16 protein-coding genes and 2 pseudogenes are annotated in these 14,578 nt (G+C 36.4%); 7 read left to right on the forward strand and 11 right to left on the reverse strand.

Annotated elements, in window-relative coordinates; all coding sequences use genetic code 11:
• Both I8752_RS18960 and I8752_RS18965 read left to right on the forward strand, forming a co-directional pair.
• Window positions 1–411: transposase (locus I8752_RS18960; RefSeq protein WP_214433856.1), on the forward strand; the 411-nt coding region annotated here is incomplete at its 5' end.
• 52 nt (window positions 412–463) lie between these two features.
• Entirely contained in the window at window positions 464–721 is a 258-nt protein-coding gene (locus I8752_RS18965) for a hypothetical protein (RefSeq protein ID WP_214433857.1), read from the forward strand.
• Here the strand turns inward: I8752_RS18965 and I8752_RS18970 are convergent.
• Together I8752_RS18970 and I8752_RS18975 are read right to left on the reverse strand one after the other, a co-directional pair.
• The gene (locus I8752_RS18970) at window positions 714–1,391 is read right to left on the reverse strand and encodes a 3'-5' exonuclease (protein WP_214433858.1); all 678 of its coding nucleotides are present in this window, start codon (window positions 1,389–1,391) and stop codon (window positions 714–716) included. The genes I8752_RS18965 and I8752_RS18970 overlap by 8 nt on opposite strands.
• Window positions 1,392–1,397: 6 nt before the next feature.
• Window positions 1,398–3,089, reverse strand: coding sequence for an RNA-directed DNA polymerase (locus I8752_RS18975; RefSeq protein WP_214433859.1), 1,692 nt, complete (start codon window positions 3,087–3,089; stop codon window positions 1,398–1,400).
• 617 nt (window positions 3,090–3,706) lie between these two features.
• On the opposite strand from I8752_RS18975, the pseudogene dcd reads away from it, so the two are divergent.
• Window positions 3,707–3,895 (forward strand): annotated as a pseudogene (gene dcd / locus I8752_RS37455) (dCTP deaminase); the annotation flags it as partial.
• Between the two features lie 39 nt (window positions 3,896–3,934).
• Here the strand turns inward: dcd and I8752_RS18980 are convergent.
• Window positions 3,935–4,258, reverse strand: coding sequence for a hypothetical protein (locus I8752_RS18980; RefSeq protein WP_214433860.1), 324 nt, complete (start codon window positions 4,256–4,258; stop codon window positions 3,935–3,937).
• A gap of 191 nt (window positions 4,259–4,449) precedes the next feature.
• On the reverse strand, window positions 4,450–5,373 hold the full coding sequence (locus tag I8752_RS18985; protein WP_214433861.1) for a nucleoside hydrolase: 924 nt from the start codon (window positions 5,371–5,373) through the stop codon (window positions 4,450–4,452).
• Between the two features lie 18 nt (window positions 5,374–5,391).
• Between I8752_RS18985 and I8752_RS18990 the strand changes: the two genes are divergently transcribed.
• A complete protein-coding gene (locus I8752_RS18990; RefSeq protein ID WP_214433862.1) occupies window positions 5,392–5,823 on the forward strand; it encodes a nucleoside deaminase in 432 nt (143 codons plus the stop codon).
• 249 nt (window positions 5,824–6,072) lie between these two features.
• On the opposite strand, the gene rbsK is transcribed toward I8752_RS18990, so the two are convergent.
• From rbsK to I8752_RS37465, 4 genes are all read right to left on the reverse strand, one after another.
• Entirely contained in the window at window positions 6,073–7,017 is a 945-nt protein-coding gene (gene rbsK / locus I8752_RS18995; protein ID WP_214433863.1) for a ribokinase, read from the reverse strand.
• 241 nt (window positions 7,018–7,258) lie between these two features.
• Window positions 7,259–7,927 carry a PEP-CTERM sorting domain-containing protein gene (locus I8752_RS19000; RefSeq protein ID WP_214433864.1) on the reverse strand — a complete coding sequence of 223 codons (669 nt, stop codon included), beginning with the start codon at window positions 7,925–7,927 and terminating at the stop codon, window positions 7,259–7,261.
• Between the two features lie 437 nt (window positions 7,928–8,364).
• The gene (locus I8752_RS37460; RefSeq protein ID WP_225895757.1) at window positions 8,365–8,733 is read right to left on the reverse strand and encodes a hypothetical protein; all 369 of its coding nucleotides are present in this window, start codon (window positions 8,731–8,733) and stop codon (window positions 8,365–8,367) included.
• A gap of 29 nt (window positions 8,734–8,762) precedes the next feature.
• Entirely contained in the window at window positions 8,763–8,990 is a 228-nt protein-coding gene (locus I8752_RS37465) for a hypothetical protein (RefSeq protein WP_225895758.1), read from the reverse strand.
• Between the two features lie 184 nt (window positions 8,991–9,174).
• Here I8752_RS37465 and I8752_RS19010 point away from each other — a divergent pair, with 184 nt between their 5' ends.
• Together I8752_RS19010 and I8752_RS19015 are read left to right on the forward strand one after the other, a co-directional pair.
• Window positions 9,175–9,822 (forward strand): Uma2 family endonuclease, encoded by a 648-nt coding sequence (locus I8752_RS19010; protein WP_214433865.1) that lies wholly within the window; start codon window positions 9,175–9,177, stop codon window positions 9,820–9,822.
• 108 nt (window positions 9,823–9,930) lie between these two features.
• A complete protein-coding gene (locus tag I8752_RS19015; protein WP_214433866.1) occupies window positions 9,931–10,314 on the forward strand; it encodes a calcium-binding protein in 384 nt (127 codons plus the stop codon).
• 152 nt (window positions 10,315–10,466) lie between these two features.
• On the opposite strand, the gene I8752_RS19020 is transcribed toward I8752_RS19015, so the two are convergent.
• Window positions 10,467–11,027: a sugar O-acetyltransferase gene (locus tag I8752_RS19020; protein ID WP_214433867.1), complete on the reverse strand. Its 561-nt coding sequence runs from the start codon at window positions 11,025–11,027 to the stop codon at window positions 10,467–10,469.
• A 198-nt stretch (window positions 11,028–11,225) separates the two neighbouring features.
• On the opposite strand from I8752_RS19020, the gene I8752_RS19025 reads away from it, so the two are divergent.
• Window positions 11,226–12,407, forward strand: coding sequence for a patatin-like phospholipase family protein (locus tag I8752_RS19025; protein WP_214433868.1), 1,182 nt, complete (start codon window positions 11,226–11,228; stop codon window positions 12,405–12,407).
• Between the two features lie 66 nt (window positions 12,408–12,473).
• On the opposite strand, the gene I8752_RS19030 is transcribed toward I8752_RS19025, so the two are convergent.
• Entirely contained in the window at window positions 12,474–13,778 is a 1,305-nt protein-coding gene (locus I8752_RS19030; protein WP_214433869.1) for a diguanylate cyclase domain-containing protein, read from the reverse strand.
• Between the two features lie 545 nt (window positions 13,779–14,323).
• A pseudogene (locus I8752_RS19035) lies at window positions 14,324–14,578 on the reverse strand (IS4 family transposase); the annotation flags it as partial.

A 14,578-nucleotide genomic window follows, 5' to 3' on the forward strand; every position in this document is an offset into this window, starting at 1 on the left:
CGGGGAGCGAAGGTAACAGTAATCGGGGCAGTAAGCATGAAACAAGTTTTGGCTGTGATGACGTTGAATAGTTCAATGGATGGAAATGCATTTAAAGTCTTTATTGAAAAGTGTTTACTTCCCCAACTCTGGACGGGTGCTGTAGTTGTTATGGATAATGTCCCTGCACATAAAGTGGAAGGAATCGAGTCTTTAATTCAATCAAAGGGTGCAAATGTTCTTTATCAGTCACCTTATTCTCCTGACTTTAATCCCATCGAACATTGGTGGTCACAATTAAAAGCTTTTTTACGCTCCTTTTCTCCAACCTCTTCAAAAATGGTTGATGTTCTCATCGCAACTGCACTTAATTTGATTAATCCAGAGCATTTAAAAAACTGGTTTACAAACTGTTGTTACTGTACCTCATAAACCTGCAATACGCTGTATCAACGAGCTAAACAAGCTTATAGCTGTAAGTCAATTGAATGTAAAAATTGAAGAATATACCTTTAATAAACCTATTAAGATAAATACGATTACATGGTCAACTTCATTTTATTTTCATGGACTTGAGAACCAAATTATCATTTCTATTGAGTTGGATGAAGAAGCAATTACTGAAACAATTAAGTTACGTAGGACTAGATACTTATCACGCTCAAGAGCATGTGGCTTGCTTTGGATTTTGATAAGGCAATCAGCCTTTACAGATGATGATTTTATTGCTGCATTCAGCTAGCTGGTGTAACTGTGAAAGGAAAACTAACTAATTCATTCTCTGTGCAATAACCTGCCCACTTCTGGGGTATAAGCCTATTCCATATGAATCCGTATGACTTGACCAGATCCTTACTCTCGAAATCAATATTAGCTAAATATAGTCTTCTAGGATGTTTTATGGTTTGCTGTAAAAGGCTCATAAAATCTGATCTTCGTTGAAGAACATGATATAAACTTAAGCAATCTGAATAAGCTCTATGGGGCTTCCACACAGGTATTTCGTTGTCTATACATAGTTGCATTAAAGAATACCTACCTCTATAAGTTTCATTCACAGACCACTTAATCTCAGTTGCTGAGCAGATCCACTGTGGAATCTCATCAAAAGGGTATAGCTTTCGTATCCATACTTCATCAAAAGTACGGTTATGGCTAATAATTAAATCATTAGTAAGAATAGTTTGCCTAATAAGGCTTAGATAATTTTCATGATTTACTACATTTAATAAAGCTGAAGTAGGTATTTTATTAATTTTTTCAGCTTCATTAGTCTTTGCAGGAATTAATGTTGAAATTGATTGAAGTATAGTATTATCTGAGGTAGAGAACACCAATGCAGCCACTTCAATTACCTCAGATTTTTCTGAAGATAAACCAGATGTCTCAACATCAAGAATACATATTCTCATATTGATTCAACCAATCTCCTCTGCACCAATTCCTTCTCCAGATATTACGAAATCATCGATATTAAAATCTGGAAAAAAGTCAATGTCAATAGATGGCTTAACGATGAGAGCTAAAGCTCTAGTTAATGTGTAAGAAATAGGTCTTGGCAAATAATCAGATATGCGGTCTTGAAATTCTATCTGATCAATATCAGAGCCATTATTTAAGGAAGACAACCCCCATATTGCATACAGTGCATTTAACTGAAGATCTATTGATTTCTCAGAAAGGCAACGCTCAAATATTTCCTGAAGTATTTGGGATTTTGAATTACTACCTTTAGTAATCATTGCAAGATATGGTGGATCTTTTTTTCTAGGCTTAATTAAGTGATGAATAAGCCTTGTTCGACTATAGTTCATGATATCTTGATCTATAAATATGGTGTTCATAGCCCTATATGCCGCTAGCATAACTTGGTTAGGAAATCCAAAAACTGCAAACTTCACTATGTACCAAGTGGCTCTCTTAATATATCTTGGATTCAATTTTATTATTTTAGGCAAGCAAGAAATTGCCTTGACAACAATATCGCTATCGTAATCATCATTTGGGCCTAACTCTGATAGATAAGAAATAATTTTTTTGATATCATTGATTTCATCATCTGTATTAAAATTACCACTAAAATCAATTTTATTTAAATAATCTTTTGAATATTCCATTTCTTCATTAAATAATTTTTCTGAATATATTTCATCTACAAAATAATCTCCGGCTTCATTGTCTGGACGTAAGAGTTCTTCTATTAACTTTGGCTCACTAACTATTTCAGTCTTTGCAGAATTAAGATTTAATCCTAGCCTTAAAAGTTCATCTTGTAATATGTGGACTGCTTCTATCAAATCTGCTTTTGATGGAGAAACCACTCTAATATCATCCACATAACGAGTATATTTAAACCCTTTAGAAATCATCAACTCATCTATTTTACTAAGTAAGATATTTGCAAAATACCCCTCCGTTCTATTGCCGACCAATAATCCTTGGCTGACTTTTTCAGAACCTAATGCTCCATTTGCATATGAATAATATTCAGCAATTGGCTGAAGTATATCAAAAAGCAAAGGCTCATATTTTTGAGGTAAAATTCCACAGGTTATAGAATAAATAGATCTTACTAAGTAATCATGAGATACCGTGTCATAAAAGGCAGTAATATCGGCTTTTAGCACATAACATTTAGAATGAGAACTACTTACTTTATTTACTACATTTTTTGTCCAAATTACAAAGTTTAAATACTGGCTATAATAATCAGGGAATAGGTTAATAAATCCTTTTTTTGTATGTTGACTTCTGTTTGCAAAACTTGTTTTAATAAATGCGCTTTCTATTTCTAGCGACAGCGAATTTATGAGATGATATCTCAAAACTAGCTCTTTGAAGGGAAGATATACACATCTTCTTTGAAAAAATGTACTTTTAGGAAAAGAATAAGAAAATGCTACGTCTTGATTTAAGGGTTCTTTAAGAGAAAAAATTTTTCTAATATAATCTACAAGCTCATCGACATTTTTTCTGCTTTTGAATCTTAAATTAATTTCAAAAAGATTAGAGAAATGATCATAATTTAACCTATCATATAAAGCATAATAGATTGAGTTTCTTATTAAATTAGAGTTAATCAAACTATCTTCTAAATCAAATCTTACCATTATTACAAATACTCACTCAGTTTTTTGTAATTTGTTAAAATGCAAAATATTATTTATATTACTATAACATTGTAGTTAAAATTTACTAGCGAATAATAGCTTTACCAAAATTTATTTTGGTGAAAAGGTTAATTGGTAGGTTGCAAAAATGTAGAATTCAATTGATAACTTTAAAGCACTGTAAGCTCAATGGAGCAAAAACCAATGCAATTTACATACATGATAATAGATTGTTGTTTAATTTAGTCTTAGCCGTTGTATCAGCGTTTCAAATTTGTATAAATTGGCGATCGCATTGCAATGTTTACCACGATGAGGCTCTTTCTTACGGTTAAGATTTTATATAGAGTAAGTAGGTCAGTGTTAAAAATTGTCTTTATGACAAGGCAGGGGGAAGAGTTTTTCAAGCCACTTTACTTTTCGTTACATAGTTCTGTTTATTTGCACCTTACGGAGAATTCATCCGTTAATTAAGTAAAAAACCAAATAATGCTGAGTAACCAATCTAAAACATAGCTAAGTAAACTAGCTGGCTGCTTCAAAACGCACTTTAGTTTACATGTAAATAAAGCAAAATGCTTGTTAGAACGTCATTTGACGTTTTAGACTAAAAATAAGAGCCATCGTGGAATGGAGCACTTACTCTCGAATTTAGTAATTCATCAAGCGCCGATTGTAGAATTTATGCCAATGAAGGAGTTGTCCAACTATTGTTTTTAGAAGGAGAACCCTGTCAAACTACCTATGCAGATCGAGGGGGTAAATATCAAAATCAGCCTGAAAGAGTGACTTTAGCTAAAGTATAGTTGCTATTTATTATTGATTTAGATATAAAATATAAATAATCATTTAGAAACATAGTCCATAGCTAATTTAAGATGAGCATAACCAGTGGCTATAATTATATCAAAGTCAATTTTTAACTTATAGTAATTATCTATATTTAAACAATTATCGCAAAAACCAATATAATCTTTTTTTTCCTCATATAAAGCTATATTATGTCCTAATTGATTAAGACAATGAATAATCTCTAAAAGTTGAGAGTTAATTAGAAGTTTAAGTTCCTTTAATATTTCTTCAGCTAATAAATTGGACAATTCCCTAGCTTCATCTGTATCTAAGCCACATTTAACAAAGGATTGCTCGGAAAATCTTTCATCTATCATGATATACGGTTCTAAAATGTGCAAGTTAAGAGTAAATGAAGTACACAGGTAGGGGCGCTCTTACGTTCACCCTCACAATTGTTGCAATCTGCTGTAAAATATTCAATTTGTACGTACAGTATTCTTATCTAAATTTTTCTCCCCCTGCCTCCCCAGCTTCAACAGCGATAGGATATTTTTTTGAAAATCCCTTACCTAGCCCATTGCTGCAAAATGTAAGCGTAAAAAGCTTCTTTATCTACTTTATCCATTGCATAAATCTTGCGACCGCCAGATACTACTTTAGTACGCCCTTGGCTAAGACCAGTAGTTATAATTTCTGTTTCCCATTCTTGTAGTTGATAATATTCTGGATGTCCTAGATAAGCTGTCGCCAACACATCCCAAAAATAATAATCTTGAGGGATAACCAATGCATAACATTGCCCTGCTAGATCGGAGATAGGATAGTGGCGTTGTCGTCCCATTTTGTATACTAATTCCGATGTCACGGGCACATTGTTAGTTAAATCTAAAGGACACATAATAATTTCAATTTGTGTTTCCCATACCCGCGCTGCGGAAACTGCGTCCCAATAAACATTCCATTCGGCGGAACCGTCTTGTCCTGGTTCCCAATTTTTCTCCACATTGCCAGGGACGTTCAATGCACCACCCATCCAAACAATCTTTTGAATCTTCGCTTCAATATCTGGTGCTTTGTCTAAAGCCGTTGCTACCGTCGTCAACGGCCCTGTCACCATCAGCGTTACTGGTTCTGATGCTTCGCGCAACACCTTGACCATGAAATCTTGACCTGTTTCTGCAACCAGAGGTGTATTGACAATTTCTTTTTGATTAAGAATTGGCAGATGGTCAATCACAAACGAATCGCGGCGATAAAGATAAGGGAAGGGATTAATACCGCGCACCGTGCTTTCTGCGACCGGGATATGAGAAAATCCCATCAAATCTAAAATTTTACGTGTAGCGCTAGCGGCTGGTTGGATATAGCAATCAGCGGGAGTGACGACAACGCCGAGAAGTTCTACATTATCCATCGTCAACAGCAGCATAGTTGCTAGATAATCATCTACACCACCATCGTGATCCATTAATACAAGTTGTTTAGACATATACAGGAGAATTAATAAATGGATGAATTTATGGAAGCTGCGATCGCACAAGCAAAACAAGGTAGACAAGAAGGTGGAATTCCCATCGGTTCCGTTCTCGTCAAGAATGGCAAAATTCTCGGCAAAGGACACAATAAGCGCGTCCAAGATGGCGATCCTGTCACTCACGCCGAAATCGATTGTCTCCGCAACGCTGGCAGAGTTGGCAATTACAGAGGTACAACATTATATTCAACTTTAATGCCGTGTTACTTGTGCGCTGGGGCAGTGGTGCAATTTGGCATTAAAAAAGTCATCGCCGGAGAATCCAGAACTTTTCCTGGTGCTAAAGAATTTATGGTATCTCACGGCGTGGAAGTAATTGACCTTAATATTGACGAATGCGAACAGATGATGAGTGAGTTTATTGAAACTAACCCCGAACTTTGGAATGAGGATATTGGGAAATAAAGGATGAAGGCGAATGATGGAGTTCTGAAGGCGAACGATTGAGTTTTGAGGGCGAATGATGGAGTTCTGAAGGCGAACAATGCAGTTCTGAAGACGAACGATTGAGTTCTGAAAGTTCTGAAGGCGAACAATGGAGTTTTGAAGGCGAATGATGGAGTTCTGAAGACGAACGATTGAGTTCTGAAGACGAATGATGGAGTTCTGAAGAAAAAAGGTCAAGTAATTAAATCTTCTTTTATTCTCGATCCTTCACACTTCATCCTTCATAATGCCTTTTTCTTTAAGAAAAGTATCAAAAGTCAACTTATCAGGTAAAGAAGTTTGTGCGCCTAGTTTTGTTGCTGCTAAAGCACCTGCGGCTGCACCCCAAATAACTGCCTGATGTAAAGAAAGTCCTGTAAAAATTCCTGCTGCCAAGCCGCCATTAAAAGCATCGCCAGCAGCAACGGTGTCAACTGCATGAACTGGAAAGGCTGGTACAAAAAAAGTTTCTTCGGCGGTGGCACAAACAACACCTTTAGCACCCAGTTTGACGATCGCAGATTTTACACCCCGTTGCAATAAAATTTCGGCTGCCTTTGCTGCTGATTCCTCTGTGTCTACAGCAAAACCCACCAATTGCCCTGCTTCCACTTCGTTCGGTGTAATAATATCTACCAACGGATAAAGTTCGTCTGGTAAATTAGATTGTGCAGGTGCAGGGTCGAGAATCACTTTTACGCCTGCTTGATGCGCCGCTTTCGCACCAGCTACCACAGCAGCAATCGGAATTTCTAGTTGTAAAAGCAATGCTGTAGCTGTTGGTAATAAATCAGATAATCGCTCTATATCTTCTTCGTTGACACGCCCATTCGCGCCAGGAATGACAATAATTTGATTTTCACCTTTGTCATCCACAGTGATGACGGCAACTCCTGAACTAACAGTTTCATCTTCATCGATAGAAACATTGCTACTATCCACACCGGAGTTTTCCAAATTGTACAGTAATTCTGACGCAAAACTGTCTGTACCTACACGCCCAACCATTTGAGTTGGAATCTCTAAACGTGCCAGTGCTACTGCTTGATTTGCACCTTTTCCTCCTGGAACTCGAACAAAGTTATACCCTAACAATGTTTCTCCCGCTATTGGCAATCGGGGTACTGTTGCGACTAAATCTATATTGATGCTACCGAAGACGATAACGCTCATATTCTAATTTTTGTTGATCTTAAAAGCTACTAATAATTGTAAGTGCGAACGTAACAGTGCCCCCATTCGTGTACTTCATTTACTCGCTATAATATACAACTAGTGGCATTATGCTATTAGAATAAAATGCTGTGAAAATTCAATATTTGCCAGAAGTCATTTATCAGTAGTTGCTACTCATAGAATGATTGCCTCAAAATTTATTAAACTTACACAGCAATATTTTGTTTTAAATTAGTGATTAAATTTGTTTCTTTATCTTAACTAATAACAGACCTAGACCTACTGTCAAAAATGCTAGTGTACTTGTTGGTTCGGGTACGGCATTAACTGGAACGACTTTCGCATCAATTCGGGCAATTCCAGCTAAATTACCTGCTAAGCTAGAGTTGCCAATTATCTTGGCAAACTCAGGAGAAAACAGTAAATTAACTTTATTGATGGTTAAATTGTTATTATTTAATGTTACGTTTTCCGGTGCACTCAAATCAAACAAAATTGTATTGAGAGAATATGTGTCTTTTAAATAAAGACCACTGGCATTATTAATGGCACGTGTCGAATCAAAACTAATAGAAAAGTTACCAACAGTCGTTTGATTATTAAATGTAACAGTACCAGTATGTTTGATTGTACCTGAGAGCGGAATAAAACCGCCCGTGTCACTAAAGGTAAAGTTAGTAGTTGGGTCAATGCCGAAGCCAACTATAAAATCACTGTTAATTGGTTCGACTGTGTTATCACTACCTGTCAGATTTAACCCAATACTACTAAGATAGCTAAGGTCATGATAGACGCTTGTAACTCCAGACTTAATCTGATAATTAGTAGCTTCTGCGCGTAGAGGTACAATTGAGCCAAAAGCTACCGCCGTACAACCAAGAATTAGTGCAAGCTGAGAAAAACGCATAGATACTCTTTATTCTATGTCGTTTATCATATAAAATTGGCTAATTTATTTATTTAAAGTTTCTATTTTAATTGAGTAAAGTTCTTAGCGAAATTTAAATAGAAAAATTATTGACAAGACTAAAAATTAGTCATGTTTTATGCTCAAATATCAAACTTAAAAATTTTGTCGGAAATTCTTTATCTAAGATAATTACTTTTCTTACTTTTTACATGAAAGGTGAAGCAAAAATCAAGTTTGTTTATACTTTAGCGATCGCTTGTGCTTTTGATAGTCAAGATTGTACAAATTTGTTTTGATTGCGATCGCCTGACTTCTAAAATCTCAATCTAGTTAGATTGACTGAAAAATTTTAGTACTCGCTTAAGCTTAATATTACATAAAAACAAGCAATAATAAGCATCTAAACGCTAAATCATTGGCATCGATGTTAAATTTTAATCAAGCTTGAGGTTTTCTCTGGTGAAATACACCTCAGTTTGAGTGCCAAGTGTATCTAGACGATTACTTCCAGTATTCACAATGACACTATCTGGATTAATCTTTGGTAGTGGCGACGAAACAGAAAGATAAATTTTGTCATTGATGATTACTTTTCTGGAAGAAATTTGTTTCAGCTTTTTAAGAGATTCAACTTTAACATCTCCATTGCGATAACAAAGTCTGCTAAAAGCTAAGGCTGTTACTTGTGGCAGAACTTGGAGTAAATAAAAATAATCGGGACGCAACCATTCTTGCCAGCTATCATCACCTCCCTTACCAATATATTGAATTGATGATGGGGAAACTTTCAACCAAATTTGCAAAGAAAGCGCTTCCGGACAAATAATTGCTTTCAGTTCTTTAGTACTATTAAAAAAACTTTTCTAGTAAACGTGCCACCACGCAATTTAACTCCATTCACATCATAACGATCGACTTTGATTTGAGTCAGAGGTTTGGCAGTGCGACACAAGTTAGCTCGTTTATTATCTAGTGATTGAAAGTTAACCAAAATGATAATGCCAAGTGAAGTTAAACAAATAGGTACAAACATTTTGATAAATAGAGGAATTTTGCTCACCTGAATAGACCATTTATCAACTAAATTTTAGATTGCGGCGATCGCCTAATATTGCCACAATCATAATTGCTTGTTGTCTAGGTAAAAATAGATAAAGTCAAGAGTCAGAAAACTAAGAAGCGATCGCTCCCTCAACTCCAGCAGATTTCTTGATATCTTGGTAGAAAACCCAAGGTTAAGTCCTATGGTGACAACATCGGCGGCTAGTTCCCAACGAGTCATACTGCCAAATATCAGTTGGCAGACTTTTGAAACCATCCTGGCAGAAATGGGGAATAATCGTGCTACGCGACTGGCTTATGACTGCGGAACGCTGGAAATTATGACACCTTTAATGCCGCATGAGCATAACAAAAGATTAATAGAGAAGTTGATTGATAATCTAGCAGAGGAACTAAATCTCAACCTCAAAAGCACAGGTTCGGTTACTTGTAAGCGTCCAGACTTACTGCGGGGTGTAGAACCAGATTCTAGTTTTTACATCCAAAATGAACCCGTAATGCGACACAAGCAGAATCTTGACTTGACGCAAGATCCACCACCTGATTTAGTAATCGAAGTAGACTACACCAGCGCTTCTGTTGACCGAATGCCAATTTATCTTGCCTTGGGTATTTTGGAAGTTTGGCGTTATGACGAACCTGTAATGCAAATCTATCAATTGCGCGAAGGTGTGTATGTGCCTTGTAATAATTCGCCAACTTTTGCAGATTTGCCACTGACGGCTGAAGTTCCCCGCTTTTTAGCAGAAAGCCTCAAAATTGGGGAAATACTAATGATTCGCTCATTTCGCGATTGGGTAAGACAGCAAATAAGAATTGGACAAGTCTAGACAAGTTTAGTGTTGTGAGAAGGTTTTGTTTTAGAACAGAGATTTATCGACAGAAAACGCTAAAAGGATATACCATATCAAGGTGCATGATACCCAAATCTCTTTCCTATGCCTAGTGTTGAACGCGACGAAAACCGAGAGCATCGCATCGAAACAGAGATAATTGTTGATGCTGATGATGATAAAGAAGAACGGGCGATGGGTTGGTACTACTACCTCGACGATACTCTGAACGTACCTTTTATGGCTACGTGGAAGAAGAAGTCACGCAAAACATCTACCGTCGAGGAGAAAAAAGTCGAGGTGCTAGGAATGGCCCCAGACGATGAGTGCTTAAAGGATATGTACGTGGAAGTAGTTTATCCTGAGGGCAAGGACGAAGACGTATTTTCTGCCAAGCTATCAGACATAGAAGCTATTGATGCAGATAGTGAAACTCAAGAAGCGATCGCAGATTGGCATTATTGGCTTGCTAGAGGATACAAGTTTTAAAAGGAGGCCGAGGGTAAGAGGTGAAGCAGTGCGGTCTTGGGGGTTTCCTCCATGAGCAACTGCACCAAGCCGAAGGGCAGAAATTAAAAGTTTCTTTCTCCCCCTTTACCCTTTACTCTTTTCCCCTTCATCTCCCCAAACTGCATTAAATTCTAGGATAAATGCCTAATAATCTGGCAAGGATTGCCAGCAGCTACCACATTTGCCGGGATATTTTTGACAACTACACTACCAGCACCAATAGTAGTATTGTCACCAATTGTTACCCCCGGACAAATAATTGCACTACCACCAATCCAGACATTATTCCCAATTTTAATTGGAGCAGCAAGTTCTCTACCAGAAAGTCGAATTTCTGGCTCTACTGGATGATAAGCAGTATAAATCTGTACGTAAGGAGCGCACAAAACATTATCGCCAATTTCAACTGTATTACAGTCTAAAATCACACAACCATAGTTCATAAACAAGTTATTGCCAGTATAAATATTACTGCCATAGTCACAGTGAAATGGTGGCAAAATGTATATTTTATCGCCTACTTTTTGAAACAATTCTTGCAGTATTTTCCTTCTTTGTTCCTGCTGTTCTTCTGTTGTAGCATTGTACATTCGTAGGAGATGACTGGCTCTTTTTCTCTCAGAAACTAGTTCGGGATCTTCTGCAAGATATAACTCGTTTCCGAGCATCTTTTGTTTTTCTGTTCGTTCCATTACAGTTTTTTTAGTTTAATTGAATAAAATTTATATTAAAGTAAAGAAGATTAATATTTTTACTAAAAGATTCAATACAAGCTATATTCAGTAAGGTAATAAAATCGAGATTTTTCGATAAATTAATTTAACTTATATATACTCAAAACTGCAATTTATAAAAATATCTAAAATGTCTACCAAGAAATTCGGAGGAATATGCCTTTTCGGATTTTAAGCTTGGATGGGGGAGGGGTTCGGGGAGTGGTTGCAGCAACTATTCTCCAAGAAATTGAAAGGCAGATTAATCAACCTTTAAATGAGTACTTTAACTTAATTGCAGGAACTTCCACAGGGTCAATTTTAGCAGCAGCGATCGCTACTGGAATTAGTATCCAAGAAATCATCGATTTATACAAACAAAAAGGCTCAATCATATTTCCTTACAAAAGCCTTTTTTCTCTAAAACGAATTCCTTTATTACTCAAGTATGGTTTATCTGCTCCCAAGTTTTCAGATAGTGGCTTAATTCAAGTTCTCAAAGAAACTTTGGGTGATACAAAACTCTTGGATATTACTGCACCACTATTATTAATCATTTCCTATGATACTATTTACCGAGAACCAATTATATTTAAAAGCTGGCGGCACGACAAAGGCTATAGCAATGTACCTTTGTGGGAAACTTGCGTCTGTTCGGCATCTGCTCCAACTTATTTCCCAGCACATAAACTAAAAAAAAGAGTTAATGGCAGAGTCCAAAATAGTACTGCGTATACCATTACGTTGGGCGATGATGCACCCTCAGTAGAGAATATATTTAATGATAGGCAAATTAGAATTACCAGCGGTACGGGAAAGGGTCAAACTCGTATTATTAATAAGTATGTAGGAACAACTCAACTAGCTTTTTTGGATTCGCCTTGGGAAAAAATACCAGATACTACTTCTACCTACTCAATTAAATATATATACTCTGCCATTGATGGTGGTGTTGCTGCCAATAACCCTTCCAGCTGTGCTGTTGCTGAAGCTTTAAGACTAGGACATCAGGTTGAGGAAATTACTGTCCTCTCCATCGGAACTGGCGATCGCACGCGAGTCATATCATTTGAACAAGCTCAAAGCTGGGGTCTGATACAATGGGCACAGCCACTAATTGGCGTATTGTTTGATGCCTCATCAAATGTTCATGAGTATATTACAAACCAAATAATCCGCGATCGAGCTTTACGTTTGCAATTCAAGCTTGATAGAGAATTAACTGGCAAACGCTTGAGTGATGATATTGATGATGTCAGTCAAGAAAATATTAGCAATTTAATTGAAGCGACAGAAGTTTATATTAAACAGCCACAAATACAAGCTGCTTTACATAAATTTTTACGCACCAATCAATAATCAAAAAGTCTCTTAATTATACAAATTCTCCCAAGGTGGGAAGTGTAGCGCCTCACAAATTACGAATTACGAATTAGTATTATTGGCTTCATCAAATATGCTATAATGAGCTTTACCTTGTTGTTTAGCACGATACATAGCAATATCCGCATCTCTGAGCAGATTTTCCGGCTCGTTATAACCATCACAGTTTAAAGCAATACCAATGCTGGCTGTAGTATATATCTGATGTCCGTTAAGGTTAAGTGGCAACCCTAAAGTATCTTGAATTCGTTTGGCAACATTGGTAGTGTCAGTAGCATCTTTAATTTCTTCTAACAGTACAGCAAAATTATCACCACCAAATCTGCCTACTGTATCGCCGCTGCGTACGCATGATTCTAACCTACGAGCGATCGTTACTAAAAAATCATCTCCCATTCCGTGCCCCAAGCGATCGTTAATCCCTTGGAAACCATCTAAATCTAAAAACAAAACCGCAAAATTATAATCACTGCGGCGTTTTCTTCGCTCTATTGCTTGCTTGAGCCTGTCTAGAAATAAAACGCGATTTGGTAGTGCTGTCAACCCATCATAAAAAGCATTCCGCAGCAATTGCGCTTCCATTTGCTTGCGCTGAGTAATATCTTGGAACACTAAGACTGCGCCAGTTACATTACCATAGCTATCCCGGATAGGTGCAACACGATCCCCAATTGGTATTTCTCTCTCATCTCTAGTAATCAGCTTACAGTTTTCTGGTAAATTCAAAACTTTGTCTGCTGCTATTGCCTGTATGGCTAAATTCTCAATTTTTTCGTCCATATCTCCATCGACTAAATATACAACTTCTGATAAATCTCTGCCAAAAACTTCATCTTCTCTCCAACCAGTAAGCACCTCCGCGATAGAATTCATCATTTGGATGTAACCATTAGTATCTGTAACAACTACTGCACAGTTCATACTGTCAAAAATTGACACCATTCTCTGTGTTCCTTCACGCAATCTTGTGTTGATTTGGTGCTTATAAATAGCCATTTCCACAGCAAGATGTAAATCTGTTTCTGCAAACGGTTTTAGAATGTAACTAAAAGCTTTATTTAGTTGATTTTGAGATAATTTTATATATTGTGAATACTCGGTTATGTGTAACACTGGTATCTGAAAATCATTCTGGATAGTATCAGTTACTTGTATCCCATTAATCTCCCCAGCTAAACAGATATTAATTAATACTAAATTAGGATTAATTTCCGCTACTTTTTTTATTGCCTCCTCACCAGAAACTGTAATTTCCGGAACATTGTATCCTAATTCCTGTAAAGTATTTCTAATATTTAACGCTAGGAATTTTTCATCCTCAACAACTAGGATTTTGCGGGAAAGCATGTTAAAATAACCTGTTTGCTAAGGTTAATATATTGATTTTCAGTGTTTGTTTACTCTGAAAATCAATAATTCTATAATAATCAATCTCTAAAATATGGGTGTACTTGCTTGGCTAAAATGCTATTTAATTGGCTACTATTATATTTTTGTAGTTACTAATCTGCGTGTTTAGCAAAGCTAGTTAAATTAGCTAATTCAGCTAGTGTAGTTAATACTCAGACAAAAAACTCAAAGAGAAATTTACAATATAAATTGTCGCAAAAATACGATAAATTAAAGCATATATGTTGCTACGGGAAATACTTGATTTAAAAAATACAAAAGGCTGCGGCATCCACAGAAAAGTTAAGCAGAATAATTTGAAATCTATTAAAAAAGTATTTAATTAATTTACAAATAAAGATAAAATTAAGCTAATATAGCGATATTAAATAATTCGTTAACAATCAGATTCCCTACTTCTGGAACAATCGAGAATTTGAGTCGAAGTAGTTGATAAGCACAACGCTCATAAATTACTTTGTATCGTCAATACCTTAGCCAATTTACGAGGCTTCAACGCCTGTGGAAAGGGGATGAATACGTCCCAAAGAAGTGAGCTTGGCAAAAATTTGGGCTAATAAAATAGGCTCAGGCTTTTGAGGAAGTATTTTTAACATTTCACGGACATATCGAAAACCACGGTAGTAAGCTTTCAGGTCAATAATGCCAGAATCAGGATTATGTTTACGGAAATCAGCCAAAAGATGATGGGATAAATTAACCATGAAGAAGGCAAGATTAGCCGCATTAGTCACAGC

It is taken from the genome of Dendronalium phyllosphericum CENA369 (assembly GCF_016056275.1).
Lineage (GTDB): Bacteria > Cyanobacteriota > Cyanobacteriia > Cyanobacteriales > Nostocaceae > Dendronalium > Dendronalium phyllosphericum.

Bases quoted from the DNA above. Each gene is read 5' to 3' on its own strand.
- I8752_RS18970 (WP_214433858.1), bottom strand. From the start codon at position 1,391: ATGAGAATATGTATTCTTGATGTTGAGACATCTGGTTTATCTTCAGAA.
- I8752_RS18975 (WP_214433859.1), bottom strand. From the start codon at position 3,089: ATGGTAAGATTTGATTTAGAAGATAGTTTGATTAACTCTAATTTAATA.
- I8752_RS18980 (WP_214433860.1), bottom strand. From the start codon at position 4,258: ATGATAGATGAAAGATTTTCCGAGCAATCCTTTGTTAAATGTGGCTTA.
- I8752_RS18985 (WP_214433861.1), bottom strand. From the start codon at position 5,373: ATGTCTAAACAACTTGTATTAATGGATCACGATGGTGGTGTAGATGAT.
- I8752_RS18990 (WP_214433862.1), top strand. From the start codon at position 5,392: ATGGATGAATTTATGGAAGCTGCGATCGCACAAGCAAAACAAGGTAGA.
- rbsK (WP_214433863.1), bottom strand. From the start codon at position 7,017: ATGAGCGTTATCGTCTTCGGTAGCATCAATATAGATTTAGTCGCAACA.
- I8752_RS19000 (WP_214433864.1), bottom strand. From the start codon at position 7,927: ATGCGTTTTTCTCAGCTTGCACTAATTCTTGGTTGTACGGCGGTAGCT.
- I8752_RS19010 (WP_214433865.1), top strand. From the start codon at position 9,175: ATGGTGACAACATCGGCGGCTAGTTCCCAACGAGTCATACTGCCAAAT.
- I8752_RS19015 (WP_214433866.1), top strand. From the start codon at position 9,931: ATGCCTAGTGTTGAACGCGACGAAAACCGAGAGCATCGCATCGAAACA.
- I8752_RS19020 (WP_214433867.1), bottom strand. From the start codon at position 11,027: ATGGAACGAACAGAAAAACAAAAGATGCTCGGAAACGAGTTATATCTT.
- I8752_RS19025 (WP_214433868.1), top strand. From the start codon at position 11,226: ATGCCTTTTCGGATTTTAAGCTTGGATGGGGGAGGGGTTCGGGGAGTG.
- I8752_RS19030 (WP_214433869.1), bottom strand. From the start codon at position 13,778: ATGCTTTCCCGCAAAATCCTAGTTGTTGAGGATGAAAAATTCCTAGCG.